The 24,537-nt window shown below is 65.6% G+C and carries 23 protein-coding genes and 1 other RNA gene; 14 read left to right on the forward strand and 10 right to left on the reverse strand.

Translation table 11 applies throughout. The features are described 5' to 3' along the window. Window positions 1-57: 57 nt before the first annotated feature. Window positions 58-267 (forward strand): hypothetical protein, encoded by a 210-nt coding sequence (locus tag RTQ83_RS03985; RefSeq protein ID WP_312511385.1) that lies wholly within the window; start codon window positions 58-60, stop codon window positions 265-267. 5 nt (window positions 268-272) lie between these two features. On the opposite strand, the gene RTQ83_RS03990 is transcribed toward RTQ83_RS03985, so the two are convergent. After that, the gene (locus RTQ83_RS03990) at window positions 273-1,976 is read right to left on the reverse strand and encodes a thiamine pyrophosphate-binding protein (RefSeq protein ID WP_312511386.1); all 1,704 of its coding nucleotides are present in this window, start codon (window positions 1,974-1,976) and stop codon (window positions 273-275) included. A 295-nt stretch (window positions 1,977-2,271) separates the two neighbouring features. Beyond that, window positions 2,272-2,862, reverse strand: a complete 591-nt coding sequence (locus tag RTQ83_RS03995) for a PEP-CTERM sorting domain-containing protein (protein ID WP_312511387.1) — start codon at window positions 2,860-2,862, stop codon at window positions 2,272-2,274. 322 nt (window positions 2,863-3,184) lie between these two features. Between RTQ83_RS03995 and rnpB the strand changes: the two genes are divergently transcribed. The 7 genes from rnpB to RTQ83_RS04030 all read left to right on the forward strand — a co-directional run bounded on the left by rnpB (window position 3,185) and on the right by RTQ83_RS04030 (window position 10,920). Next, an RNA gene (rnpB, locus tag RTQ83_RS04000) (RNase P RNA component class A) lies at window positions 3,185-3,533 on the forward strand. A 62-nt stretch (window positions 3,534-3,595) separates the two neighbouring features. Further along, a complete protein-coding gene (glpK, locus tag RTQ83_RS04005; RefSeq protein WP_312511389.1) occupies window positions 3,596-5,095 on the forward strand; it encodes a glycerol kinase GlpK in 1,500 nt (499 codons plus the stop codon). Between the two features lie 168 nt (window positions 5,096-5,263). Then, window positions 5,264-5,776, forward strand: a complete 513-nt coding sequence (locus RTQ83_RS04010; protein ID WP_312511391.1) for a spore coat U domain-containing protein — start codon at window positions 5,264-5,266, stop codon at window positions 5,774-5,776. A gap of 22 nt (window positions 5,777-5,798) precedes the next feature. Further along, window positions 5,799-6,542 carry a fimbria/pilus periplasmic chaperone gene (locus RTQ83_RS04015; protein ID WP_312511392.1) on the forward strand — a complete coding sequence of 248 codons (744 nt, stop codon included), beginning with the start codon at window positions 5,799-5,801 and terminating at the stop codon, window positions 6,540-6,542. A 10-nt stretch (window positions 6,543-6,552) separates the two neighbouring features. Further along, entirely contained in the window at window positions 6,553-9,045 is a 2,493-nt protein-coding gene (locus tag RTQ83_RS04020) for a fimbria/pilus outer membrane usher protein (protein ID WP_312511393.1), read from the forward strand. Beyond that, entirely contained in the window at window positions 9,042-10,064 is a 1,023-nt protein-coding gene (locus RTQ83_RS04025) for a spore coat U domain-containing protein (RefSeq protein ID WP_312511394.1), read from the forward strand. Before RTQ83_RS04020 ends, RTQ83_RS04025 begins: the two co-directional genes overlap by 4 nt. Window positions 10,065-10,302: 238 nt before the next feature. Beyond that, entirely contained in the window at window positions 10,303-10,920 is a 618-nt protein-coding gene (locus tag RTQ83_RS04030) for an outer membrane beta-barrel protein (RefSeq protein WP_312511395.1), read from the forward strand. Window positions 10,921-10,977: 57 nt separating this feature from the next. Here RTQ83_RS04030 and RTQ83_RS04035 read toward each other — a convergent pair whose 3' ends face one another. From RTQ83_RS04035 to RTQ83_RS04070, 8 genes are all read right to left on the reverse strand, one after another. Beyond that, window positions 10,978-11,745: an ABC transporter permease gene (locus RTQ83_RS04035; RefSeq protein ID WP_312511396.1), complete on the reverse strand. Its 768-nt coding sequence runs from the start codon at window positions 11,743-11,745 to the stop codon at window positions 10,978-10,980. A gap of 2 nt (window positions 11,746-11,747) precedes the next feature. After that, window positions 11,748-12,971 carry an ABC transporter substrate-binding protein gene (locus RTQ83_RS04040; RefSeq protein WP_312511397.1) on the reverse strand — a complete coding sequence of 408 codons (1,224 nt, stop codon included), beginning with the start codon at window positions 12,969-12,971 and terminating at the stop codon, window positions 11,748-11,750. Window positions 12,972-13,014: 43 nt separating this feature from the next. Next, window positions 13,015-13,842, reverse strand: a complete 828-nt coding sequence (locus RTQ83_RS04045) for an ABC transporter ATP-binding protein (protein WP_312511398.1) — start codon at window positions 13,840-13,842, stop codon at window positions 13,015-13,017. Further along, window positions 13,839-14,939 (reverse strand): acyl-CoA dehydrogenase family protein, encoded by a 1,101-nt coding sequence (locus RTQ83_RS04050; RefSeq protein WP_312511400.1) that lies wholly within the window; start codon window positions 14,937-14,939, stop codon window positions 13,839-13,841. Before RTQ83_RS04050 ends, RTQ83_RS04045 begins: the two co-directional genes overlap by 4 nt. Then, window positions 14,939-15,493 (reverse strand): carboxymuconolactone decarboxylase family protein, encoded by a 555-nt coding sequence (locus tag RTQ83_RS04055; protein WP_312511401.1) that lies wholly within the window; start codon window positions 15,491-15,493, stop codon window positions 14,939-14,941. Before RTQ83_RS04055 ends, RTQ83_RS04050 begins: the two co-directional genes overlap by 1 nt. A 301-nt stretch (window positions 15,494-15,794) precedes the next feature. Further along, window positions 15,795-16,082 (reverse strand): hypothetical protein, encoded by a 288-nt coding sequence (locus RTQ83_RS04060; protein WP_312511402.1) that lies wholly within the window; start codon window positions 16,080-16,082, stop codon window positions 15,795-15,797. 267 nt (window positions 16,083-16,349) lie between these two features. Next, the gene (locus RTQ83_RS04065) at window positions 16,350-16,742 is read right to left on the reverse strand and encodes a response regulator (RefSeq protein WP_312511403.1); all 393 of its coding nucleotides are present in this window, start codon (window positions 16,740-16,742) and stop codon (window positions 16,350-16,352) included. 132 nt (window positions 16,743-16,874) lie between these two features. Further along, window positions 16,875-17,546, reverse strand: coding sequence for a response regulator (locus RTQ83_RS04070; RefSeq protein ID WP_312511404.1), 672 nt, complete (start codon window positions 17,544-17,546; stop codon window positions 16,875-16,877). Between the two features lie 638 nt (window positions 17,547-18,184). Between RTQ83_RS04070 and mraZ the strand changes: the two genes are divergently transcribed. From mraZ to murF, 6 genes are read left to right on the forward strand one after another with little or no spacing between them, the layout of a single operon-like run. Then, entirely contained in the window at window positions 18,185-18,625 is a 441-nt protein-coding gene (gene mraZ / locus RTQ83_RS04075) for a division/cell wall cluster transcriptional repressor MraZ (protein WP_290416968.1), read from the forward strand. A 10-nt stretch (window positions 18,626-18,635) separates the two neighbouring features. After that, entirely contained in the window at window positions 18,636-19,592 is a 957-nt protein-coding gene (gene rsmH, locus RTQ83_RS04080; RefSeq protein ID WP_312511572.1) for a 16S rRNA (cytosine(1402)-N(4))-methyltransferase RsmH, read from the forward strand. Next, window positions 19,589-19,861, forward strand: a complete 273-nt coding sequence (gene ftsL / locus RTQ83_RS04085; protein WP_312511406.1) for a cell division protein FtsL — start codon at window positions 19,589-19,591, stop codon at window positions 19,859-19,861. The genes rsmH and ftsL overlap by 4 nt, the downstream gene beginning before the upstream one ends. Beyond that, complete coding sequence (locus RTQ83_RS04090; RefSeq protein WP_312511408.1) at window positions 19,858-21,645, forward strand: penicillin-binding protein 2; 1,788 nt, start codon at window positions 19,858-19,860, stop codon at window positions 21,643-21,645. Before ftsL ends, RTQ83_RS04090 begins: the two co-directional genes overlap by 4 nt. Continuing rightward, window positions 21,645-23,171, forward strand: a complete 1,527-nt coding sequence (locus RTQ83_RS04095) for a UDP-N-acetylmuramoyl-L-alanyl-D-glutamate--2,6-diaminopimelate ligase (protein WP_312511409.1) — start codon at window positions 21,645-21,647, stop codon at window positions 23,169-23,171. The genes RTQ83_RS04090 and RTQ83_RS04095 overlap by 1 nt, the downstream gene beginning before the upstream one ends. Further along, window positions 23,171-24,535, forward strand: coding sequence for a UDP-N-acetylmuramoyl-tripeptide--D-alanyl-D-alanine ligase (murF, locus tag RTQ83_RS04100; protein WP_312511410.1), 1,365 nt, complete (start codon window positions 23,171-23,173; stop codon window positions 24,533-24,535). The genes RTQ83_RS04095 and murF overlap by 1 nt, the downstream gene beginning before the upstream one ends. The last annotated feature ends 2 nt before the right edge of the window (window positions 24,536-24,537 follow it).

The raw sequence follows: 24,537 nt of genomic DNA on the forward strand, positions 1-24,537 counted from the left end.
CCGGCCGCGCTAGATTACTGCAGAGAGACGCAGTGCCGACCGCGGACGGATGCCACCATGAAAATCTCGGACTTCTTCAAGCGCCTGGTGCAGGGTGACCATGCCACGCGCAGCCGCGGCGGCATCCTGCGCGCCGTCGTGGTCTGGCTGTTCATCGCGCTGGTGGCGCTGTTCCTGACCCATCCTTCGACGGAGCCGCCGAGCCGCTTCGAACGGCCGATCCCGCTGCCGGCCGAGCTCGGGCTGGAGGCGCCGCCGCCCACCTAATGACATCAGCCCTTGGCTTTGGTCGCCTCGGCCTGCTTGCGGATCGTCTCCAGCGTCGCGTTCGGCGTGATCAGGTTGCCGTCGTAGCGCAGTTCGATCACGGCCGGCAGTTGCTGCTGCTGCGCGTGTTCCAGCGCGCGGCGCAGGGCCGGGGCGAAGTCCGCGGTCTTGTCGACGATCTCGCCATGGCCGCCATAGGCGCGCGCCAGCGCCGCGAAGTCCGGATTGTGCAGGCCGGTGCCGGACACGCGCCCCGGATACTCGCGTTCCTGGTGCATGCGGATGGTGCCAAACATACTGTTGTTGAACACCAGGATCACCACGCCCGCGCGGTACTGGACGGCGGTGGCCAGTTCCTGGCCGGTCATCATGAATTCGCCATCGCCGGCGAAGGTGACCACGGCGCGTTCCGGCTGCACGATCTTGGCGGCGACGCCGGCCGGCACCGCGTAACCCATGGCGCCGCTGGTCGGCGCCAGCTGGGTGCGCATGCCGCCGTACCGATAAAAGCGGTGCGCCCACGAGGCGTAATTGCCGGCGCCGTTGGTAATGATGGCGTCGTGCGGCAGCACGTCCATCAGATCCTGCACCAGTTGCCACAGGTCGAGCGGGGCGCTGCCATCCTTGAACACCGGCGGACGCTCCTGCCAGGCCGCCAGTTCGGCGCGCGCTTGCTCGACGCTGCCTTGCCAGGCGCTGGCGTCGACCGGCTCCATCGCCGCCAGCATGGCGCAGGCTTGCGGCATGCCGCTGGCAACCATCAGCTCGGCCTGGTAGACGCTGCCCAGTTCCTCGGGATCGGGATGGATGTGCACCAGGCGCTGGCGCGGCACGGGCGAGGCCAGCAGCGAGTAGCCGCCGGTGGTCATCTCGCCCAGGCGCGGGCCGATCGCGATGATCAGGTCGGCTTCCTTGACGCGCGCCGCCAGCTTCGGATTGATGCCGATGCCGACGTCGCCGATGTAGTTCGGATGATCGTTGTCGAGCAGGTCCTGGAAGCGGAAGGTGCAGCCGACCGGCAGCTGATTGGCTTCGGCAAAGCGCTGCAGGTCGGCGCAGGCTTGCGCATTCCAGGTGCCGCCGCCGAGCAGCACCAGCGGACGCCGGCTGTCGGCCAGCATGCCGCGCAGCGTGGCGATCTGGTCTGGCGTCGGCGCGCCATGGTTCGGTTGATAGGCGCGGGTATCGGCCACCTCGGCGGTGTCGACCAGCATGTCTTCCGGCAGCGCCAGCACCACCGGGCCGGGACGGCCGCTGGTGGCGACCTGAAACGCGCGCGCCAGGTATTCCGGAATACGGTCGGCGCGGTCGATCTGCGCCACCCACTTGGCCATCTGGCCATACATGCGGCGGTAGTCGATTTCCTGGAAGGCTTCGCGGTCGACGAAGTCGTTGCCGACCTGGCCGATGAACAGGATCATCGGCGTCGAATCCTGGTAGGCGGTGTGCACGCCGATCGAAGCATTGGTGGCGCCGGGGCCGCGCGTGACGAAGCAGATGCCGGGCTTGCCGGTGAGCTTGCCGTAAGCCTCGGCCATGAACGCCGCGCCTCCCTCCTGGCGGTTGATCACGAAGCGGATGTTCGAATCATGCAGCGCGTCGAGCACGTCCAGGTAGCTTTCGCCGGGCACGCCGAAGGCGGTATCGACACCGTGGACATGGAGCGCGTCGACCAGGATCTGGCCGCCGGTGCGGGAAGGGTGGGTCATGGAAAGTCGTCCTTGTCAGAGAGGCATTCCCGCATTCTAGGCGAGCGGCATGAGGACGGCTTTTGAAATGGCGACATCAAATTTCACAAAATGCGACGCCGGGGCGACGCGGTAATGCCGGCACTTCATGGCGCCGGATATTGGCCAATCAATATTTTATTTGAATGGGTGCGACTTTTGTTCATCGCGGCAGGAGTTATTTTATATGCGAAAAACGTGGATCAATCTTTATTATTCAATGCAGCCGAATGCCGGGAACGGAAGGTATTCCGATTCCCGGTAGCCGCTTATGTGATTAATGCATTGATTTATTGCGGCGGCGGCTGGAATAACGCATCGTCGCAAGGCCGGCGGCCAACAGCAGCAGGCTGGCTGGTTCCGGCACCGGTTCCGGATCGACGACATCAACCGTGTCGAAACCGAAGGTGATGAAACCGGAATCGAAGAAGCCGTCCCATTCGCCGAAATAATCGTCGAAATATTCGAAGAATTCCAAGCGCAGGATGCCGTCGGCGCCGACCTGGAAGGCCAGGCCCAGTTCGATCAGGTCAGCGAAGCCCGAGTACGTTGCCACACCGGGGAAATCGTCGCCCAATCCTGGCGTGAAGAACACGCCGTTGCTCTGGTCGCTGGTTTCGAACGCCAACATGATCTCGGACAGGTAGCTTGGATCGTCGGCGTATACGGTGAACGCGAAGTCGACGCTGGTAATGGTCGAATTGGCGCCGACTTGCAGACCCAGAACGGTATTGCCTGGATCGCCATATTCACCCATGCTGTCGATACCGCTGACATCGACGGTAATCGAACTCGGCGCCGCAAATACCGACGAGCATGCGAGGAATGAGAGACCCACGAGCAATTTATTAAAAGATTTGAGCAACATGATAAACCTCCCTAGTTATTGGAACTTTATCGGTATGCAATTACTGTGCCAGCAAAATAAAACGATTTATATCGTTGATTCCTATTGGAAAATTGCCTTTGCATAAAATTGCATAAATGCATCTGTAAAATTTCTCGACGAAATCAAATTAAAAAACGATATAGCGTCAGAATGACCTATTTCTAGAAAGAAAAAGGGATAGGTAGCAAGCATTGGACCTTGCAGCGGATGTGTTGTACGCGTAACTCCAGTGCAAGAGTTGGCTGCTGGAATCGCCCCTCGGCTGGCCGAGGGTGGGACGCATCGGTTACAATAGCGCTGTGAAGCAGGCCAGGCAGCCGCTGGCCCACGCCGCAAGGTCGTGGGCGGGAGGAAGGTCCGGACTCCACAGAGCGGGGTGACGGTTAACGGCCGTCCGCTGAAAGCCTCCTGGCGCAAGCCAGGGGTATAAGGCGAGGAATAGGGCCACAGAGACGAGCGTATTCAGTTACGGTGAAACGCGGTAACCTCCACTCGGAGCAATTCCAAATAGGCACGCGTTGATGTTGCTCGCGGAGCGTGCGGGTAGGAAGCTTGAGCGCTGGAGTAATCCAGCGCCTAGAGGAATGGCTGTCCAGGCGTCGCCGCAAGGTGGCGCTACACAGAATCCGGCCTATCGGCCTGCTTTACATTGAATTCACAGGGTCGCTCGGGGCGACGTTCGCGCTGGCGATCCTGCCAGACGGAGCCCCCGATGCGCAGTTCCCAAAAGTACATCCTCGCCCTCGACCAGGGCACGACCAGTTCGCGCGCCATCCTGTTCGACCATTCCGGTTCGCCGGTCGCCAGCTGCCAGCGCGAATTCCCCCAGCATTTTCCCCAACCGGGCTGGGTCGAGCACGACGCCGGCGACATCTGGCATAGCCAATTGGCTTGCGCGCGCGAGGCGATTGCCCAGAGCGGCATCGCACCGAACCGGATCGCCGCCATCGGCATCGCCAACCAGCGCGAAACGGCGATCCTGTGGGACCGTGCCAGCGGCGAGCCGGTCGCGGGCGCCATCGTCTGGCAAGACCGGCGCACCGCCGGCGCCTGCGACCGCCTGCGCGAAGCGGGCAGGGCGGCTTTCATCGCCGAACGTACCGGCCTCGAACTGGACGCTTACTTCTCCGCCACCAAGCTGCAATGGCTGCTCGACGGTGTTCCCGGCGCCCGCGCGCGTGCCGAAAAAGGCGAGCTGTGCTTCGGCACCGTGGACAGCTGGCTGGTCTATCGCCTGTGCGGGCGCCACGTCACCGATGTCAGCAACGCGGCGCGCACGATGCTGTTCAATATCCACACGCTGCGCTGGGACGATGAGCTGCTGGCGCTGTTCGATATCCCGCGTGCCTTGCTGCCCGAGGTCGTGGGTAGCGCCGAAGTCGTCGGCTTCGCAAATGAAGAATGGTTTGGCCACGCAATCCCGATCGCCGGTATCGCCGGCGACCAGCAGGCCGCCACCTTCGGCCAGGCCTGCCACCGCAAGGGACTGGCCAAGAATACCTACGGCACCGGCTGCTTCATGCTGATGCATGCCGGCGCCACGCCGCCGGTGTCGCATTCGCGCCTGCTGGGCACGGTCGGCTGGCGTATCGGCGGAGCAACCGATTATCTGCTCGAAGGCAGCGTGTTCATGGGCGGCGCCACCGTGCAATGGCTGCGCGACGGGCTCGGCATCATCCGGCAATCGTCGGACGTCGAAGCGCTGGCCATGAGCGTTCCCGACAGCGGCGGGGTGATGCTGGTGCCGGCCTTCACCGGCCTAGGCGCGCCGCACTGGGATCCGTATGCGCGCGGCACCATCCTCGGCATGACGCGCGGCACCACGGCGGCCCATATCGCGCGCGCCGCGCTGGAGGCGATCGCTTACCAGAGCGCCGAACTGCTGGCGGCAATGCAGCTGGACGCCGCCTGTCCGGTGACCGAGATGCGCGCCGACGGCGGGGCGGCCCGCAACGACTTGCTGATGCAGTTCCAGGCCGACCTGCTCGGCATTCCCGTGGTGCGCCCGCGCGTGACCGAAACCACGGCCCTCGGCGCGGCCTACCTGGCGGGCCTGGCCTGTGGTTTCTGGAAGTCGCTGGAAGAGATCGGACAACAGTGGCAGGTCGAACGCCGCTTCGATCCGGTCATGCCTGTCGACCGGCGCGCCGAGCTGCTGGCACGCTGGGCACGCGCGGTGGCGCATGCGCAGGCATGGGCCACGCCGGAATAACCGATCTTGCATCGCTGCCAACGAGTGTTGCAGAAAACCAGCAAAATTGGCAGAGTCGAAAAAAGTGATGAAAATCATTTGATTCCGTACGGAAACGAGGTATCATATTTTCCGAGTTCAGCGATTTGTGCGGATCATGGTGACCGCCACTGACTACGGAGAATAATCATGTCGATCACGAAACGTACCCGCATCCTGGCAGCTGTCCTGGCAACCGTCCTGCCGTTTTCTACCGGTGTCGCCCAGGCCGCGGGTTCGAAGACTGCGACCTTCGATGTGACGATGCGCGTCGTGGCCGACTGCACCATCTCCGCCGCCGGTATCGATTTCGGCCAGACCGGCGTGATGGCCGCCGCCATCAACGGCACCTCGAACATCAATGTAACATGCACCAACACCACGCCTTACAATGTCGGCCTGGACGCCGGCACCGGCGCCGGTTCGACTGGCACCACCCGTTACATGGTGGGTGCTACCGGCGGCAACACGGATACCGTGGAACTCAAACTGTTCCGCCAGGCCGGTACCGGCCTGTGGGGCAACACCCAGGGTAGCGACACCGTCGGCGGGACTGGAAACGGTGTCGCCCAGGTGCTGACCGTGTACGGCGAGATTCCGAAGCAGAAAGCCGTCACCCCGGACACCTACAAGTCGACCATCACTGCCACGATTTATTTCTGATCATTGTTGACGGAGTTCTTGCATGCGGACTGTTCGTAGCGTTGCCCTGGCTGCGGCCCTGGCCTTCGGTGTGGTTGCAGGTATCGCGGCAAATTCAGCATATGCCGCCAACCTGCAGATTTCGCCGGTCTCGATCAGCTTCCAGCCGGGCCAGAACGCGGCCGGCATCCAGCTGCAGAACAACGGCGACACCCCGATCTACGGCCAGGTGCGCGTGTATGCATGGGACCAGAACGACGGCGCCGACGTCCTGACCCCGACCACCAATCTGGTGGCCAGCCCGCCGGTGATCGAGATCGCCGCCAACAGCGCCCAGACCATTCGCCTGGTGCGCCGCGCCGGTGCTGCCGCTGCCAATGGCGCCGAGCAGACCTATCGCATCCTGATCGACGAATTGCCGCGCGGCGACAGCCAGCAGGGCAACGTCGCGATCCGCCTCCAGTATTCCGTCCCCGCCTTCGTGCTGCCGGCCGACACCCAGGCCGCGCCCGCGCTCGAGTGGAGCACCTTCCAGCGCGCCGGCGCCTGGCACCTGCGCGCCAACAACAGCGGCGCATTGCACGCCCAGATCGGCGCCACCACGGTGCGCCTGGGCACCCAGAACATCGAACTGAGCAAGGGCCTGCTGGGCTATGCGCTGCCGGGCCGCAGCCGCGAATGGCAATTGCCGGCCGAGGTGGCGAAAGGCATGCCGGCGCCGCTGGCGATCCAGGCCACGGTCAACGCACGCGCGCAAAGCGCCAGCGCGGCCGTCGCGCGGGACTGATGTCCCCGCAATGCTGACCCGCCGCACGCGGTGGCGGGCGCTGCCCCCCGCCTGCCTGCTGGTCGCCAGCCTGACGCCGATCGCCGCCGCCGCCGCGACCCTGGCGGCGGGCGGCGCGTCCGCACCCGCACGCGCATCTGCATCTGCATCCGTATCCCCTGCGGCGTCCGGCGCCGCCGATCCCGTCACTGCCGCCGCTGCCGACAAGCTGGCCGCGCAGCCGGTCGAACTGTTCCTGGACGCCAGCATCGACGGCGAACGTACCGGCCTGCTGGTGTCGGTGATCCAGAGCGGCACCACGCTGCGTATGACGGTCGAGACGCTGCGCGAACTGGGCCTGGATCCGGCGCGCTTCGGCGTGGCGGACCGGGTCGACTTCGCGCTCGACGAGGTGCCGGGCCTGCGCTACCGCTACGACACCGCGGCCCAGACCCTCGACCTGAATCCCGCCGCCGCGCTGCGCGCCACCAACCAGCTGAGCGCGCGGGTTGCGCGCGCCAGCGCGCCGGCCCAGGCCAGCCGCGGCCTGCTGCTCAACTACAACCTGTTCGCGCAATCGGTCAGCGGCGCCGTCGCCGGCAGCGCCGAACTGCGCTACTTCGACCCGCACGGGACGCTCACCAGCACCGGCAGCGCCGTGCTGCGTGGTGAGCGCCGCGGCTATACGCGCTACGACACCAGCTGGGTGCGTCCGTTCCAGGACCGCCTCAGCACCCTGCAGCTGGGCGACACAGTGGCGCCGTCGCTGGGCTGGACCCGCGCGCTGCGCCTGGGCGGCATCGAATGGCGCCGCAACTTCGAATTGCGGCCCGACCTGGTAACCTATCCGGTGGCGTCGGTGGCCGGTTCGGCGGTGGTACCGAGCAGCGTCGACCTGTACGTCAACAACGTGCGCCAGTTCTCGACCGAGGTGCCGACCGGCCCGTTCGTGATCGACCAGGTGGCCGGCCTGAACGGCGCCGGCCAGGCCACCGTGATCACGCGCGACACCTTCGGGCGCCAGGTCGCCACCACGCTGCCGCTGTACGTCGACACCCGGCTGCTGGCGCGCGGCCTGAACGACTACGCGGTCTCGGTCGGCGCGCTGCGGCGCGACTACGGCCAGCATTCGTTCAGCTACGGCGGCCCGGCCGCGATCGGCTCGTGGCGCCATGGCTGGAGCGACACCATTACGCTTGAATCTCACGCTGAAGCGGGTCGCGGCCTGGGCCTGTTGGGCGCCGGCGTATTGGCCAAGGTGCCGGGCGCCGGCGTGGCCAGTGCCTCGCTGGCAGGGAGCAGCGGCCGTGTCGGTCAAAAAACGCGCGGCTGGCAGGCGGGCCTCGGCTACCAGTACGTGTCGCCGCGCTTCGCGCTCGACCTGCAATCGGTGCGCGCCAGCGCCGGCTACGGCGACCTCGGCGCGCTGGAGGGCACGCCGGTGCCGCGCGCGCTCGATCGCGCCAGCCTGAGCACCTCGTTCGCGGGCGGCCACAGCCTGAGCGCCAACTTCATCCAGTTGCGCATGCCACGGGCCTCGAGACCGATCCTGGTGCCCGACCCGCTCGGCCTGGGCGGCACCGTGGAGGAAAGCCCGGCGACCACGCGCACCGTGTCGCTGGCGTATTCGCGCAGCGTCGGCACGCGCGGCCACCTGAGCGTGAGCGCCTTCCAGGACCTGGAGCGGCGCGCCGAGCGCGGCATCAGCTTCACCTTCGGCATGGCCTTCGATTCGCGCATCTCGTTCAACACCAACGCCGGACGCCAGCGCGGCGAGAACGTGGCCTCGATGTCGCTCGGCCGCGCGCCCGACTTCGACGGCGGCATCGGCTGGGCGCTGCAGGCCGGCACCAACGGCGTCGCGCGCTACGACCAGGCGCAGGTGCAGTATCTCGGCTCGCACGGCCGCGCCACCGTCTCGACCCAGCGCGTGGGCGACACCCGGATCTCGAACGTCGACGTCAGCGGCGCGCTGGTGGCGATGGACGGCACCGTGGTCGCGGCGCGCCAGGTGGGCCGCGGCTTCGCGCTGGTATCGGTCGGCGTGCCCGATCTGCCGGTGTTGCAGGACAACCGCATGATCGGCCGCACCGATCGCGGCGGGCGCCTGCTGGTGCCGGACCTGATGCCGTACAGCGCCAACCGGATCGCGATCGACCCGTCCTCGCTGCCGCCGGACACCCGCATCGATATCACCAACCTCGACGTGGTGCCGCGCCAGTACGCCGGCGTGGTGGCGCGCTTCGCGCTCGAGCGCTTTGCGGCCGCCACCGTGGTGCTGGTGAAACCGGACGGCAAGGCGCCTGAAGTCGGCACCCCGGCGCGCCTGGAAGGCGGTGCGCAGGCGGCGGTGGTCGGTTACGATGGCGTGCTGTTCGTCGAAGGCTTACAAGAACAGAACCGGGTGCTGGTCGGCACCGGCAAGGACGCCTGCGAGGTGCGCTTTGCCTACAAGGCGGTGGCGGGCGAACTGCCGACCATCGGACCGCTGGTCTGCCAACCCGTGCAAGGAGAAACCAAATGATGACGCAATCCGTGCGGCCGGGCCGCTTCCTGAGATCGATGCTGGCGCCGTTGGCTGTGTTGGCGCTGTGGCTGCTGGCCGCCGCCGGCGCGCGCGCCGACACCTGCACCGTGACCATGACCGACATCGACTTCGGCCAGGTCAGCCCGATCGCGGCGCGCGACTACACGGCGCAGGGCACGCTGACGGTGACCTGCAACTGGACCCTGCTGTTGGGCCAGTCGGCGCTGCTGCTACCGGCGGCCAACGTCTGCGTCAATCTGGGCACCGGCAGCGGCGGCGGCACGGGCGACCCGCGCTACATGACCAACGCCGGCCGGCGCCTCGGCTTCAACCTGTACGGCGACCCGTCGTACACGCCAGCCTGGCTGTGGGGCGGCGCCGGCAGCAGCATCGGCGCCCAGCCGATCGCCGGCACCCTGGTCGGTCTGCTGGGGCTGGGCGGCGTCAACCAGAGCGTGACCATTTACGGCCGCATCCCGGCGTCGGCGCTGTCCGGCGTCGGCACCACCGGCAATGCCGACACGGTCTACATCAACAGCTTCGCCGGCCACGGCACGCTGCAGTATTCGTTCGGCGCCGGCAAGTCGTGCACCGCCGGCAGCACGGTCCCGTTCTCGTTCCAGGCGCGCGCCACGGTGGTCAACAACTGCGTGATCGGCACCAGCAACCTGACCTTCGGCACCGGCAGTCCCTTGAGCGACATGCGCACCAGCGCACCCCTGAGCGTCGCCTGCACCGCCAACAGCGCGTATCAGCTGTCGCTCAACGGCGGAACCTCGGGCAACCCGGCGGCGCGCACCATGATCAATGTCGCCACCGGCGAAAAAGTGAATTACCGGATATCGGCCACGCCGGACGGCCCGGCCTGGGGCGACGGCACCGGCGGCACCTCGGTCTACAGCGGCACCGGCAGCGGCGCCAGCCAGTCGGTGATGATGTACGGACTGGTGCCGAAGCAGAAGGCGCCGACGCCGGGGGATTACCGGGATACGGTGACGGTGCTGTTGACGTTCTGATGCGATGGACGAACCAGGGCAGCCCCAACAACCTATCCCAACCCGTCGGGGTCAGATCCGAAAAGTTGACACGAGCTGAGCAGTAAGTTCAAGGATTGCTGATGTGTTCGTGTCTACTTTTCGGATCTGACCCCGATTTTCTGTGTTCGGCAGTAATAACTTATTACCAGGTCATGCCTCCCGCATGCCGGGTGAAGCCGGCTTGCGGTATCCTGCATGCGTCCCATAGGGAGGCCCGATGAAAGCACTACCGATCGTGTTCGCACTTGGCTGCCTGCTTGCCGCCGGCGCCCAGGCCCAGCGCGTGGTTTCCGACCCCGCTGCGCAGCTGGAAAAGCAGGGCGTGCAAAAAACCGACCCGTTCGCCGGCAGTCACCAGCCATACCCGCGCGTCTATGGCGGCGACGCTGCCGCGCAACCGAACGACCATGTATTCCATGGCATGCGGCGCGATCCGCAACCGCTGGCCGGGGTCGAGGTGGCGCCCAACGTGGCGATCGAAGGCGGCGCCGTGCTGCTACCGGATCGTGGACTGCACCGCGTCGAGCCGGGCACCGAGAACGCGCCGATCGACCTCAAGGAGCGCGGCACCAGCAGCCACCTGGCCGCCAAATATGCGCTGCCCGAGAGCGATGGCGTGTCGGCTTACGGCAAGGTCGGCGTTGCGCACAGCGCGCGGCAAGTGGCCGGCAAATCGGTTACCGACACCGGCTTGTACACCGGCGCCGGCGCCAGGGTCAAGGTCGACAAGGCGACCACGGTCAGCGGCGAATACACGCGCCATGGCGACGCGGCCTCGAAGTTCGGGCGCCTGAGCAAGGATGGGATCAAGGCCAATCTGAAGATGGGTTTCTGACCCACCGGAGAAGGTCGATGCCGCCGGCGGCGGCATCGACGCGTCATGGCAGGGGGCTCAGCGCGCCTGGTCCGACGGCACCGCATGCAGCCAGCGCGCATGCACGAAGCGCGCCGCGTAGTCGAGCGCATAGCCCAGCAGGCCGATCAGGATGATCGCCGCCGTCAGTTCCGAATACGCCAGGCGGTCGCGCGTATCGAGGATGAAGTAACCCAGTCCCGCCGACACGCCCAGCATCTCGGCCGGCACCAGCACGATCCAGATGATGCCGATCGCCAGGCGCACGCCGGTGAGGATTTGCGCGGTAATCCCCGGCAGCACCAGGCGCCACACGACTTCCCACCTGGTCGCCGACAGCGAACGCCCCAGCAGCATCCAGTTCGGATCCAGCTGGGCCACGCCGGCCGCGGTGCTGAGCATCAGCGGCCACACCGCCGCGAAGGCCAGCAGAAAGTACACCGGCGCGTCGCCCACGCCCAGCACCATCACCGCCAGCGGCATCCACGACAGCGGCGAGACCATGCGCAGCAGCTGGAACAGCGGCGTGCCGGCCTGCGCGAAGGCTTTCGACATGCCGACCAGGATCCCCAGCGGCACCCCGACCAGGGTCGCGAACAGCAGGCCGATGCCCACGCGCTTGAGGCTGACGAGGACGTGCTCCCAGATATCCGGCCCGCTCACCATCGCGATGAAGGCGCGCCCGGTCTCGAGCGGCGCGAACATCGCCGCGATCGGCGTACGCGCCTCCAGGTGCTGCACCCCGAAACTCCACAGCACGACCGCGATCGCGAAGCCGACCAGCGGCCACAGAAAACGACCGATCATCGTCAGACCGCGATGGTTTCAGTGCGCAGCAGGTTGGCCGGCAGGCCGAACACGCCCGGACCGCCGGCGGCCGCGATCGATTTGCGCACGAAGCGGTCGTCGACCAGGTCTTTCGCCACGAACTTCGGATCGAGCTTGGTCAGGAAACTGGTGTCGCCTTCGACCTTGGTCTGGCCGATCGCCCGCACCAGCTCCTCGGTGTAGGAAGCGAACGGATACGGCTGGAAGTCGATGCGGCGCTGGTTCCACGCCGGATGCGCCACGATGCGGCGCTTTTCGTACTCGCTGTAGTCGGTGGTGGCCAGCACCTTGGTCAGCGCCTGCAGGTTGTGCGGGGTGTACTTGTTCGGACCGGTGCTGGCCAGCAGCTTGGCCGTCTCCAGCTGGTTCGAACGCGACCACAATTGGGCGTTGACGATGGCGTTGGTAACACGCTGCGACCATTCCGGCTTGTCGGCCAGGTCGCGCTCGGCCAGGAAGGTGACGCAGCAGGCGTGGTTCTTCCAGACGTCGCCCGAGAAGCGCAGCACCTTGCCGATGCGCGCGTTCTCGGCGGCGGCGTTGAACGGCTCGGCCACGATGTAGCCGGCGATCGACTTGGTCGCCAGCGCCGACACCATCTCGGACGGCGCCAGCACCACCAGATTGACTTCGTTCGGTTTCAGGGCCGCGCCGCGTGCGCGCGTGACGACAGTCAGCTTGTTCGCGGTGAGGAGCTTTTGCAGCAGGATGTTGTGGATCGAGTACCAGAACGGAATCGCCACCGTCTTGCCACCCAGGTCGGCCACCGAATTGATCTCGTTCTGCACCGTCAGCGCCGAGCCGTTGATGTGGTTCCAGGCCACCACCTTGGCCGGGAATTTCGAACCGTAGCGCACCCACAGCGTGGCCGGCGACAGCAGGTGGATCACGTTGACCTGGCCGGCGACGAAGGCCTCGATGATCTGGGCCCAGCTGCGGAACAGGCGCGGCGCCTCGACCTTCAGGCCTTGCGCTTCGAACAGCTTGCGGCCGTGCGCTACCAGGAGCGGCGCGGCGTCGGTGATCGGCAGATAGCCGATTTTGACAGGCTGGTCGTCGCCCTTGAAGTTCTGGGCCATGGCGTCACCCGCGAACAGCAGCGGCGCGCTAGCGCTGGCGCCGGCCAGCGCGGACATGCGCAGGAAGTCGCGCCGGGTCATGCCGCAGTCGCAGTCGGAGGAGAGGCAGATGTGGGGAGTGGACATGTTCTTTTCCATTATTCTTGAGGCCCGGTTCAGAGAGCGAGGTTCAAAGAGGGACGGTGGGAGTAACGCCGGCCTTGAGCGCGGCGACGATCTCGTAGCGCAGCGCGACCAGCGCGTCCGAATGTTCATGGCGCGGGCGCGGGATTTCCACCTTCCATTCGCGCACGATGTGGCCCGGCTGGCCCGCCATCAAGAGGATGCGGTCGGCCACCAGGATCGCTTCGTCGATGTCGTGCGTCACCAGGAGGGCCGCCGTATGCCAGCGGTGTACCAGGTCGACCAGCAGTTCCTGCATCTCGCTGCGGGTGACCGCGTCCAGCGCCGAGAAGGGTTCGTCGGCGAACAGCAGTTCCGGCTGGCGCGCCAGGGCGCGTGCCAGCGCCACGCGCTGGGCCTGGCCGCCGGACAGCTGGGCCGGATAAGCGTGCGCCCGCGCGCCCAGGCCGACCGCCTCGATCGCTTCGCGGATGCGGGCCTTGCGCGCTTCGCGCTCGATCTTCGGCTGGCGCGCGAAATCGAGGCCAAAGCCGACGTTGCCTTCCACGTCCAGCCACGGCAGCAGGCTCGGTTGCTGGAACACCAGCGCGGCGCGCGGATGCGGCTCGTGCAGGGCTTCGCCCAGGAAGCTGACGCTGCCCGCTTGCGGGGCGCTCAGGCCGGCCAGGCCGCGCAGCAGCGTCGACTTGCCGCAGCCGCTGCCGCCCAGCAGGCAGACGATTTCGCGCTTGTCGATGTTGAGCGAGATATCGTCGACCACGGTCTTGCCGCCGTAGCCGATGCGCAGCTTGCGCGCCGAGAGGGCTTGCAATCCGGCGGTGTGCAGGCCGGCCGCGCCTTCGGACAGGGAAGGGGAAGGAATCGACGCCATCATGCCTGCGCGTGCTTCTGCAATTCGGTCTGCAACTGCGTCAGGCTCGGCGTGACGATCGGGATGAAGGCCGATTCGCGCAGGCGCCGTGCGAAGCTGCGGTCGCGGTCCTGCAGGTAGGCGCGGCCGCCGCTGGCCTGCAGTTCGAGCATCACGGCCTGCTGCACGGTCTCGGCCAGTGCGATGCGCAGGCGGAAGGCGCCGGCGGCGGCGCTCTTGAAGCTGCCGTCCACGACGCCGGCCTTCAGCTGCGCCGCCTGCTGTTCGAGTTCGGCCTGCAGCGCTTCGACGCGCGGCAGCAGCGGGCCGCGCATGCTGGTGCAAAGGTCGTGCGCCGCGCGCAGGCTGGCGCGCGCCAGTCCGATCGAGAGGCCGCACTGCATGCCGAGGAAGGCCGGACGCACGCCCGGCAGCCAGGCGCGCGCATTCGGATGCAGCACTTCCAGTTCGCCGATCTGCACGCCGTTGATCTTCACCGCGGCGGTATTACTGCCGCGCAGAGCCATCAGGTCGAGGTCGGGGCTGCGCGCCACGCCATCGCTGTCGCTGACGAAGGCGACCACCGCCGGCGGCGCTTCGGCGCCGTCGGCATCGCTCATGTTGACGGCGGCGGCGGCGATGAAGCCTTCCTTGCGCAGGTTGGTGATCCAGGCCAGCGAGCCGTCCAACTGCCAGCCGTCTGCGTTCGGCGTTGCGGTGATTTGCAGCGACTCGATCCCGGACAGGAATTTCATCGCGTTCGACAGGCCGGTGGCGCCGCCGAATTCGCCGTTCACCAGCTTGGCCAGCCAGCGCTCGCGCAGGGCCGCGTTCGGGCTTTGCAGCAGGTATTCGATGAAGGTGCGCTGGCCCCAGAACACGAAGGCGGCGGTGACCGAGTATTCGCCCACGGCGGCGATGGCGTCGATCGCGTCGGCGGTGCTGCCGCCCTTGCCGCCCAGCGCTTCAGGCACGCCGATGGCGAACAGGCCGGCGCCGGCCAGGCGCGGCACCACTTCCGACGCCAGGTCGGCGCTGGTGTCGAGCAGGTCGGCGTTGGCCTGCAGCCACGCCACCAGATCCACCGGCAGCGACGAAGGTGCTTGACGGCTGTCCGGCATTAGATCGCTCCGCTGGCGAACGGTTGCAGCTGCGGGTTGATCGCGCTGCCGGCCAGCGAATTGGCGAAGTTGCACAGGGTGGCCAGGCTGACGCCGAGCACCACTTCCAGCGCTTGCTGTTCGTTGTAGCCGGCGCCCAGGAAGGCCTGGTAGGCCTCATGCGCGACGTTGCCGCGGGTGGCGATCACGGCTTCCGAGAACACGCGCACGGCGTCCAGTTTGGCGTCGCCGGTGTCCTGGCCCTGCTGCAGGGCGCGCACGGTGTCCACCGGCAGCTGCGCTTTTTTCAGGGCGATGGCGGTGTGGCCGGCGATGCAGAAGTCGCAGCCGTGGATGCGGGCGGCGGTGATCTGCACCACTTCGCGTTCCGGCAGGGTCAGGCTGGTTTCGGCATTGATGCCCGAGACGGTCATATAGGTCTGCAGGGCTTGCGGCGAGTTGGCCAGCACGCCGATCAGGTTCGGCAGGAAACCGTTATTGGCCAGGGCTTTTTCGACGAACGGGCGGCTGGCTTCAGGGGCGGTATCGACGGTGTGCAGGGTCAGACGGGACATGATGGTTCTTTCAAAAATAGGAGTGGCAGGTACTGCAGCTGGCTGATTCTACAAGCTGCCGGAGGAGGCCGTTGTCCGGGACCGGATGTCGCCTGCACGGGGCTGGGACGGCGGCCTCTCTGCGAAACGAATGCGGAAAGCGAAATGCTTTTACGAGTTACTGGATGCAGCTGCGCTAAACAATGCGCCAAGTGAACATTGTCGAGCTTTGCTCATGCAATACCAAATACATAAATTGGATATGCATAGAACATAATTGCATAAGAGCGCGTCCAAAGCAGGCGCGCAGGGGAGGGGAAACTTAGAAGTAGACGGTGACGCGCTGCTCGTCAGGGCCGGCGACGTGCAGCGACGGGGCCAGGCTGCTGTCCATGATACGGGTGCCGGTGCTGCTGAGGCGGTAGGGCGTGGCCGGGCTGGCGCAGTCGACGTTGACACGGGCGCCGGCGGCGACGTTCACCGAGCAGCTGGCCACCACCACCAGCCGCGCCTCGAACGATGCCGAGACGACGCGCGCGTCCGCCACGGCCGGCAGGGCCAGGGTGGCGGCGGCCAGCAGGGCCGCGAAGGGACGGGAAGCGCGCAACATGATGGTCAATGGCAGGAAAATCAGCGATGAAATGCATGATAGACCGTTTATGCCGACCCTGCGCGCTGGCCGGTTCGCTATTTAATTGATGACGGAAAGGCGCGGTTTCGGGTTTCGCGGAATTCGATGGCCGAAACCCGCGAGCATGGTGGCGTCGGCAAACTTTTGTTGACCATGCATTATCTGCGAGATAAGAAAAGATTTTGGATTTGCCGGATCATGAATAATTAGAGAATAGTCTCTAAAAGCAACACTTGTTGCTAATATTCAACCACTCAGCTTCTCGGCCGGCATCGATGCGATCAGCCCGGTGACCGCATCCATCAGTTCCAGTGGACTGAACGGCTTGACGATATACAGGTCGGCGCCGGCTTCCATCCCGACCGCGATATCGCTTTGCTGGCCACAGGCCGACAGCAGCACCACGCGGGTGGCGGCGGTGGCGGGGTCGCGCTTGAGTGCCGCGCACACGTCCAGCCCGCTCTCGCCATCGCCGAGCCAGATGTCGAGCATGACGATGTCGGGCCGCTCGGCCGCCAGCAGTTCGCGTGCCTGGGCCGCATTCGACGCTTCGACGATGCGTCCCAGCGACTGCAGGCTGAGCGAGATCAACAGGCGTAGCTCGTCCTGGTCATCGACCACCAGGATGGTCCTAGCCACGGGCGTGCTCCCCAAGCCGCGCCACGGACGAGCGCGGCGCATGCACCGGCAAAACTTGCAGCAAAAGTTGAAGTTTGGACATGACGGCGATCAGGCTCGACGGAACGCGTCGCATGCGTCCCAGCATACCAGTTATGCGTTTGCCTGGCCGCGCGCGAGTCCGTCCTTGACCGCGGTGCGCAGTTCGCTGAACGGCACCGGTTTCGGGAATACGGGAATGTCGGACGGCAGGCCCATGGCCTTGATCGTTCCACGGTCCAGGCCGCTGACCACGATCACGTTCATGCCGGCGGTACCGGTGTCTTCGCGCAGGGTGCGGATCATGCGGAAACCGTCCATCCCCGGCATGTTGAGGTCGCTCACCAGCAGGTCGGGGCGGTGCTCGCCGATGCGGATCAGCGCCTCGAAGCCGTTATGGGCCTTGATCAGGTCCATGTCCAGGCCCCAGCCCGCCATCTCGAGTTCATACAGACGCAGGATCAGCGGATCGTCGTCCACCACCAGCACGCGCGGCTTGCCCGGCGTGGCCGCTGCAGTAGCAACAGGCGTCTGCGCCGCCGCGCCCGGTCCGCCGCCGATCGCCGCACGCCGGCCGTCGACCAGGCGGTTGACCGATTCGAGCGTGATGCGGCGATGGCCGCCGGCGGTGCGCCAGGCCTGCAAGGTGCCGTTCTCAACCCAGAGCTGCACGGTCCGGTGCGACACGCCGAGGACGGCCGCGGCCTCCTTGGTCGAGCAGTAGTCTGCAGCGTTGTAATCTGCCATGCGCTCCGCGCTGCGCGGGCTGTCGAGGGGCTCTTTCATATTTTCTGATATTACGTATTCCGTTTCCCAAAGTCAAAAGCTTTACACGGTTTGACATCGAATGCCACACTCGACGCTTGTCTTTACGCAACATCCACGCGTGCAAAAGGGGAAAGCAGCGGCACCATTGCCGGGCATCACGGACAGTTACTCCAATCCGGTGCCGAACAAGCGAAAAATTTATTGCAATTATTTTATTTTTCGGTCTTTGCTTAATCAGGCTCCATTTAATAGCCGATATTAAAACGCCGCTGGTATGGTAATTGCTGTATGCATATACAGTAGTTTGAAAGATGAGCGAGTTGTTTCTTTGCGTCAATCTTTTACATATTATTGACGTTGATCAAACGTAAACATCGTCCTTACAACTCAAGCCGTACCTTCACTCTGACGGCTAAGTCCCTAATTTTACGAGGTATTTCGCTCGCGAGGGTTTCCCTGGTCGCGCCTAAGTCATTGGTTTCATTGGCAAAATTCGATTTCCGCCAGCGTGAATTCGCTTGACCGTCAACATTGCTTCCACTAAAGTGGGAAACAGTGTGAAAAAGTGTCGATTTGTGGGAGGTTTTGGAGAAAGTTCCCAAAACACCCGGCGCCCGACAAACAACGACAAACAACTCTCCAAACTAGGTAAATACGTGTTCCAGGGCGCGTCAGCGATCAATCTCGATGCAAAGGGACGGATGTCGATTCCGGCCAAGCATCGTGACGCCTTGACACTTCAGTGCGAAGGCCGCGTGACCCTGACCCGCCATCCGCATGGCTGCATCCTGTTTTTTCCTCGTCCCGTGTGGGAAGAGCACCGCAAGCAGATCGCCGCCTGGCCGATGTCGGCGCGCGCCTGGCAGCGTATTTTCCTCGGCAATGCCGTCGATGTCGAACTCGACTCGGCCGGCCGTGTGCTGATCTCTCCCGAACTGCGTGCCGCGGTCGGACTCGACAAGGAAGTGATGATGCTCGGCATGGGCACCCACTTCGAAATCTGGAATGCCGCCAAGCTGGCCGAAGACGAGGCCAAGGCGGTTGCCGAAGCCGAATCCGGCGGCATGCCCGATGTGCTATCCAATTTCTCTTTCTAAGGTGCCGATGATGGATGTAACGACGGTGCCCGGTTTCCAGCACCGCACGGTGCTGCTGGACGAAGCGGTCGATGCGCTCGACCTGACGGGCGCGCGCGCCTCCGGTATCTATATAGACGGCACGTTCGGCCGCGGCGGCCACAGCCGCCTGCTGCTGTCGCGCCTCAATCCCGACGGACGCCTGATCGCGTTCGACAAGGATCCGCAGGCGATCGCCACCGCGGAGCAGATGGACGATCCGCGTTTCTCGATCGTCCACGACAGTTTTGCCATGATGCACGACGCGCTTGCCGCGCGCGGCATCCACCGGGTCGACGGCATCCTGCTCGACCTCGGTATCTCGTCGCCCCAGGTGGACGACGCCAGCCGCGGTTTCAGCTTCCGCAACGATGGCCCGCTCGACATGCGCATGGATACCACGCGCGGCATGTCGGCGGCCGAGTGGATCGCGACCGCACCGCAAACCCTATTGGAAAAGGTGATACGTGATTATGGAGAAGAGCGGTATGCTTTTCCGATTGCAAAGGCGATTGTTGCTCGCCGCGCAGTCGAACCAATTTCGACCACACGACAGCTTGCCGCAATCGTGGCAGACACGGTCAAGAGCCGCGAAAAGGGCAAGGATCCGGCAACCCGCACCTTTCAGGCTGTCCGGATTTTCATCAATAAAGAGCTTGAAGACCTCGAAGCAGGTCTGACGGCGGCCTACGGCATGCTGGCGCCGGGCGCGCGCATGTCGGTGATCAGCTTCCATTCGCTGGAAGACCGCATGGTCAAGCAGTTCTTCGTTTCCAAGGCCAAGGTCGAGCAACCGGACCGGCGCCTGCCGATCCGCGCGGTCGACCTGCCGCAGCCGCTGATGAAGCTGATCGACAAGATCAAGCCGTCGGACGAGGAAGTGAACGCCAACCCGCGCGCCCGCTCGGCGGTGCTGCGCGTGGCCGAACGCCTGGGAGCGCCGGCATGAGTTTTAAATTGAACGCCTTGCTCGCCGCCTTGCTGGTCGGCTGCGCGCTGTCGGTGGTCAATGCGCGCTACCAGGCGCGCCACCTGCTGATCGAACTGGAGCGCCTGCAGCAGCACGCGCGCCAGCTCGACATCGACTGGGCCCAGCTCCAGCTCGACCAGTCGACCCTGGGCAAGAACGAACGCATCGAGGAAATCGCGCGCACCAACCTCGAGATGTCGCGCCTGACTCCGGCGCGCACCCAATACCTGACGGACGGCGGCCAATGACGCGCCCGAATCAGCGCTCATCGCAGCGTTCCAATGCGCGCGTCGCCGCCTCCAAGGGCATGGCCTTCACCAAGAGCCCGGTGCTCGCGGTGCGCCTGCCCGACTGGCGTTCGCGCCTGGTGCTGTTCGTCCTGTTCGTGGCCTTCGCCGCGCTGGGCATCCGCGCCGTCTGGCTGCAGGGCGTGTCGACCCAGTTCCTGCAAAAGCAGGGCAAGAGCCGCTACGAGCGCACGCTCGAGCTGCCGGCCACGCGTGGGCGCATCCTGGACCGCAACGGCGCCGTGCTGGCCTCGTCGCTGCCGGTGCGCGCGGTGTGGGCGATCCCCGAAGACGTCCTGGATTCGCCGCCGGAGAAGATCCGCGCACTGGCCAAGTTGCTCGAGATGCCGGAAGCCGACCTGCGCAAGAAGCTCGATTCCGACCGTACCTTCGTCTACCTGAAGCGTCAGGTCGAGATGCCGATCATCGCCGAGATCGAGAAGCTCAAGATCGAAGGCATCGACACCCGTAAAGAATATAAACGGTTTTACCCGCAAGGCGAAGTCATGACCCACCTGGTCGGCTTCACCAACGTCGAGGACAAGGGCCAGGAAGGGATGGAGCTGCAGCACCAGAAGACCCTGATGGGCGTGCCGGGCAGCCGGCGCGTGATCAAGGACCGCCTCGGCCACATCGCCGAAGACCTGGGCATGTTCCGCGAACCGCATCAGGGCCGCGACCTGACCCTGTCGGTGGACAGCAAGCTGCAATACATCGCCTTCACCAGCATCAAGAACGCGGTCGAGAAGTTCGAGGCCAAGGCCGGCGCCGCGGTGGTGCTCGACGTCCACACGGGTGAGGTTCTCGCTCTGGCCAACTACCCGACCTACAACCCGAACGACCGCTCCAAGCTGACCGGCGAGCAGCTGCGCAACCGCGTCATCACCGACACCTTCGAGCCGGGTTCGACGATCAAGCCGATCACGATCGCGCTCGGCCTCGAGACCGGCCGCATCAAGCCGGACACCGTGTTCGACAACAATCCGGGCTGGATGACCGTCACCGGCAAGCGTATCCGCGACACCCACAACTACGGCGTGCAGACGGTGAGCGGCATCATCCAGAAGTCGTCCAACCTGGGCGCGGTGAAGGTGGCGCAGCTGATCCCGCAGCAGGAAATGTGGGAGATGTATACCAAGCTCGGTTTCGGCCAGGCCCCGCGCTACGGCTTCCCCGGCGCCGCCGCCGGCCGCGTGCGTCCATGGAAGACGTGGAAGCCGATCGAATACGCCAACATGGCCTTCGGCCACGGTCTGTCGGTGTCGCTGCTGCAAATGGCGCGCTCGTACATGATCTTCGCGCGCAACGGCGACATCATTCCGCTGTCGTTCCTGAAGGTGGACGAACAGCCGGTCGGCCAGCAGGTCATCTCGCCCAAGACCGCGGCGCAGGTGCGCACCATGATGGAATCGGTGGTCGGCCCGGAAGGCACGGCCTCCAAGGCCCAGGTGGCCGGCTACCGCATCGGCGGCAAAACCGGCACCGCCGAGAAAATCGTCAACGGCCGCTACTCGCGCACCAACAACATCGGCTACTTCGCCGGCATCGGTCCGATGTCCAATCCGCGCTTCGTGATCGCGGTGATGGTCGACGATCCGCGCGGCGCGCTGCGCACCGGCGGTAGCGTCGCCGCTCCGACCGCGGCCGACCTGTTCGCCAATGCACTGCGCGCGGCCAACGTGCCGCCCGATTCGTCGATCACGGACATCATCATTCCGGAAGTCCCTCTAGAGGAGAGCATGTGATGGCCATGAGCCTGAACCACATCTGCGACTGGATCCGCTCCGCCTCGCCCGCGGGGCGTCTCGTTTCCGACTCGCGCCGCGTCAAGGCCGGCGACGTGTTCTTTGCCTATCCGGGCGAAGCGGCCGACGGCCGCCGTTATATCGGCGCCGCGATCGACGCCGGCGCCGCCGCCGTGGTGTACGAGAGCAGCGGCTACGAGTGGGATAGCGCCTTCACGCTGCCGCACCTGGGCGTGCCCGAACTGAAAAAGAACGCCGGCCCGATCGCGCATGCGGTGCTGGAGTATCCCGACAGCGCCATGTTCACCGTCGCCGTCACCGGCACCAACGGCAAGACCTCGTGCGCGCTGTGGACGGCGCAGGCGCTGGCGAAGCTGGGCGAGACCGCCGGCGTGATCGGCACCCTGGGCGTGGGACTCATCAAGGGCAAGGCCGAACCCCAGTTCGACGTCACCGGCTACACCACGCCGGACGCGGTGCTGCTGGCCTCGACGCTGGCCGACCTGAAGAAGAGCGGCGCGACTGCGCTTGCCATCGAAGCCTCGTCGATCGGCCTGGTGCAGGAACGCACGGCCGGCATGCACGTCGACGTCGCCATCTTTACCAACCTGACGCGCGACCACCTCGACTTCCATGGCGACATGGAGAGCTACGAGGCGGCCAAGGTCAAGCTGTTCGAGTGGGAAGGCCTGCGGCACGCGGTCGTCAACCTGGACGACGCGGCGGGACAGCGCCTGGTGGCGCACCTGCGCAGCAGGTTCCCGGCGCTGGCCGTCACCGGCTACACCCTCAAGGCCGATGCCGCGCCCGAAGGCGTAGCGGTGCTGCGCGCCAGCGGCATGCGCAGCAAGAGCGCCGGTACCGAATTCCAGGTCGAGACGTCGGGCGGCAACGCCACCGTGAAGACCCGCCTGGTCGGCAACTACAACGTCAGCAATGTGCTGGCGGTGCTGGGCGCATTGCTGGCCAGGGGCACGGGCCTGAAGGCGGCGGTCGATGCGATCGAGACCCTGGCGCCGGCGCCGGGCCGCATGCAGCAGATGGGCGGCCAGGATGCGCCGATGGTGGTGATCGACTACGCGCACACGCCGGACGCACTGGAAAAGACGCTGGAAGCGCTGCGCCAGGTGGCAACGGACCGCAACGGCCAGCTGTGGTGCGTGTTCGGCTGCGGCGGCGACCGCGATCCGGGCAAGCGTCCGCAGATGGGCCGCATCGCCCAGATGGCCGACCAGGTCCTGGTGACGAGCGACAACCCGCGCAGCGAAGAACCATCGGGCATCATCGCCCAGATCGTGGCCGGCATGAACCGCGAACATCCGGGTTCGCGCCTGCAGACGGTGGAAGACCGCGCCAGCGCGATCCTGCTGGCCGTGAAGCAGGCCGCCAAGCAGGACGTGATCCTGCTGGCGGGGAAGGGCCATGAGCCGTATCAGGAAATCAAGGGCCGCAAGATGCCGTTCTCGGACGCGGACCACGCGACGCTGGCCCTGAGCGCGCGGCTTACCATGTTGAGGACGAATTAATGCGCGGTATGCTCGCACAACTGGTCGACGCCATTCCCGGCGCCACGCTGATCGGCGCCGACGTGGCGTTCGACGGCGTCTCGACCGACAGCCGCAAGGTGGAAGGCGGCGCGCTGTTCGTCGCCCTGCGCGGCGAAACGTTCGATGCCCACGACTTCCTCGACCAGGTCGCGGCGCGCGGCGTGGCGGCGGTGGTCGTGTCGCGTGTGCCGGACGGCTGGACGCTGCCGGCGATCGTGGTGCCCGATACCCTGGTGGCGCTGGGCCGCATTGCGCACGTGTGGCGCGCCGGCTTCGATATTCCTCTGATCGGCGTCACCGGCAGCAACGGCAAGACCACGGTCAAGGAAATGATCGCATCGATCCTGGCGGCCGCCGTCGGGGAGGACGCGCGCCTGGCCACGCAAGGAAACCTGAACAACGAGATCGGCGTGCCGTTGACGCTGTTCCGCCTGGGCGACCAGCATCGCGCGGCGGTGGTCGAGCTGGGCATGAACCACCCGGGCGAGATCGGCCGCCTGGCCGCGATCGCGACGCCGAGCGTCGGCCTGGTCAACAACGCCCAGCGTGAGCACCAGGAATTCATGCACACCGTGGAAGCGGTGGCGCGCGAGAACGGCTCGGTGCTGCAGGCGCTGTCTGCGGACGGCGTGGCGGTGTTCCCGGGAGACGATACCTATACCGCGTTGTGGCGCGAACTGGCCACCTGCAAGGTGATCACGTTCGGCTTGAGCGATGCATGCGACGTGCGCGCAACCTACACCAGCAATGGTTTCGGCAGCACGCTGCAGGTGACGGCGCCAGGCACTCGCTTCGAACTCGCGCTGGCCGCGGCGGGCGAACACAATGTGCGCAACGCGCTGGCGGCGATCGCCTGCGCGCTTGGCGCCGGCATCGAGCAAGGTGCCATCGTGCGCGGCCTGGAAGCGTTTGCTCCGGTCGGCGGCCGTTTGCAAAGCAAGCGCGCGACCAACGGCGCGCTGGTGATCGACGACACCTACAACGCCAACCCCGACTCGATGCGCGCCGCGATCGACGTGCTGGCCGCCTATCCGGCGCCACGCATCCTGGTGGTCGGCGACATGGGCGAGGTCGGCGCCCAGGGTAAAGAGTTTCACGAAGAAATCGGCGCCTACGCTCAGGAGCGTGGCATCGAAACCGTGCTCGCAACGGGGGAGCTGGCGCGCGCGCTCAGCGCGTCGGGAGCACAGCATTACGAGCAGTTCGACGCACTATTGGCAGCACTGGATGAAAAGCTGGGCGGCAATACCACGACGACTGTGCTGGTGAAAGGCTCGCGCTTCATGAAGATGGAACGCGTGGTCTCGCACCTGACCGGATCAACCAACAAGGACGCCCATTAATC

Origin of the sequence: Massilia sp., assembly GCF_031995545.1 — a bacterium.
Lineage (GTDB): Bacteria > Pseudomonadota > Gammaproteobacteria > Burkholderiales > Burkholderiaceae_D > Telluria.

Excerpts from the sequence above, each read along its gene's own strand:
- glpK (WP_312511389.1), top strand. The coding sequence starts at position 3,596 with ATGCGCAGTTCCCAAAAGTACATCCTCGCCCTCGACCAGGGCACGACC.
- RTQ83_RS03985 (WP_312511385.1), top strand. The coding sequence starts at position 58 with ATGAAAATCTCGGACTTCTTCAAGCGCCTGGTGCAGGGTGACCATGCC.
- RTQ83_RS04030 (WP_312511395.1), top strand. The coding sequence starts at position 10,303 with ATGAAAGCACTACCGATCGTGTTCGCACTTGGCTGCCTGCTTGCCGCC.
- RTQ83_RS04010 (WP_312511391.1), top strand. The coding sequence starts at position 5,264 with ATGTCGATCACGAAACGTACCCGCATCCTGGCAGCTGTCCTGGCAACC.
- RTQ83_RS04095 (WP_312511409.1), top strand. The coding sequence starts at position 21,645 with ATGGCCATGAGCCTGAACCACATCTGCGACTGGATCCGCTCCGCCTCG.
- RTQ83_RS04020 (WP_312511393.1), top strand. The coding sequence starts at position 6,553 with ATGCTGACCCGCCGCACGCGGTGGCGGGCGCTGCCCCCCGCCTGCCTG.
- RTQ83_RS04055 (WP_312511401.1), bottom strand. The coding sequence starts at position 15,493 with ATGTCCCGTCTGACCCTGCACACCGTCGATACCGCCCCTGAAGCCAGC.
- RTQ83_RS04045 (WP_312511398.1), bottom strand. The coding sequence starts at position 13,842 with ATGATGGCGTCGATTCCTTCCCCTTCCCTGTCCGAAGGCGCGGCCGGC.
- ftsL (WP_312511406.1), top strand. The coding sequence starts at position 19,589 with ATGAGTTTTAAATTGAACGCCTTGCTCGCCGCCTTGCTGGTCGGCTGC.
- rsmH (WP_312511572.1), top strand. The coding sequence starts at position 18,636 with ATGGATGTAACGACGGTGCCCGGTTTCCAGCACCGCACGGTGCTGCTG.
- murF (WP_312511410.1), top strand. The coding sequence starts at position 23,171 with ATGCGCGGTATGCTCGCACAACTGGTCGACGCCATTCCCGGCGCCACG.
- RTQ83_RS03990 (WP_312511386.1), bottom strand. The coding sequence starts at position 1,976 with ATGACCCACCCTTCCCGCACCGGCGGCCAGATCCTGGTCGACGCGCTC.
- RTQ83_RS04070 (WP_312511404.1), bottom strand. The coding sequence starts at position 17,546 with ATGAAAGAGCCCCTCGACAGCCCGCGCAGCGCGGAGCGCATGGCAGAT.
- RTQ83_RS04040 (WP_312511397.1), bottom strand. The coding sequence starts at position 12,971 with ATGTCCACTCCCCACATCTGCCTCTCCTCCGACTGCGACTGCGGCATG.
- RTQ83_RS04060 (WP_312511402.1), bottom strand. The coding sequence starts at position 16,082 with ATGTTGCGCGCTTCCCGTCCCTTCGCGGCCCTGCTGGCCGCCGCCACC.
- RTQ83_RS04050 (WP_312511400.1), bottom strand. The coding sequence starts at position 14,939 with ATGCCGGACAGCCGTCAAGCACCTTCGTCGCTGCCGGTGGATCTGGTG.
- RTQ83_RS04035 (WP_312511396.1), bottom strand. The coding sequence starts at position 11,745 with ATGATCGGTCGTTTTCTGTGGCCGCTGGTCGGCTTCGCGATCGCGGTC.
- RTQ83_RS04015 (WP_312511392.1), top strand. The coding sequence starts at position 5,799 with ATGCGGACTGTTCGTAGCGTTGCCCTGGCTGCGGCCCTGGCCTTCGGT.
- RTQ83_RS04025 (WP_312511394.1), top strand. The coding sequence starts at position 9,042 with ATGATGACGCAATCCGTGCGGCCGGGCCGCTTCCTGAGATCGATGCTG.
- RTQ83_RS04090 (WP_312511408.1), top strand. The coding sequence starts at position 19,858 with ATGACGCGCCCGAATCAGCGCTCATCGCAGCGTTCCAATGCGCGCGTC.
- RTQ83_RS03995 (WP_312511387.1), bottom strand. The coding sequence starts at position 2,862 with ATGTTGCTCAAATCTTTTAATAAATTGCTCGTGGGTCTCTCATTCCTC.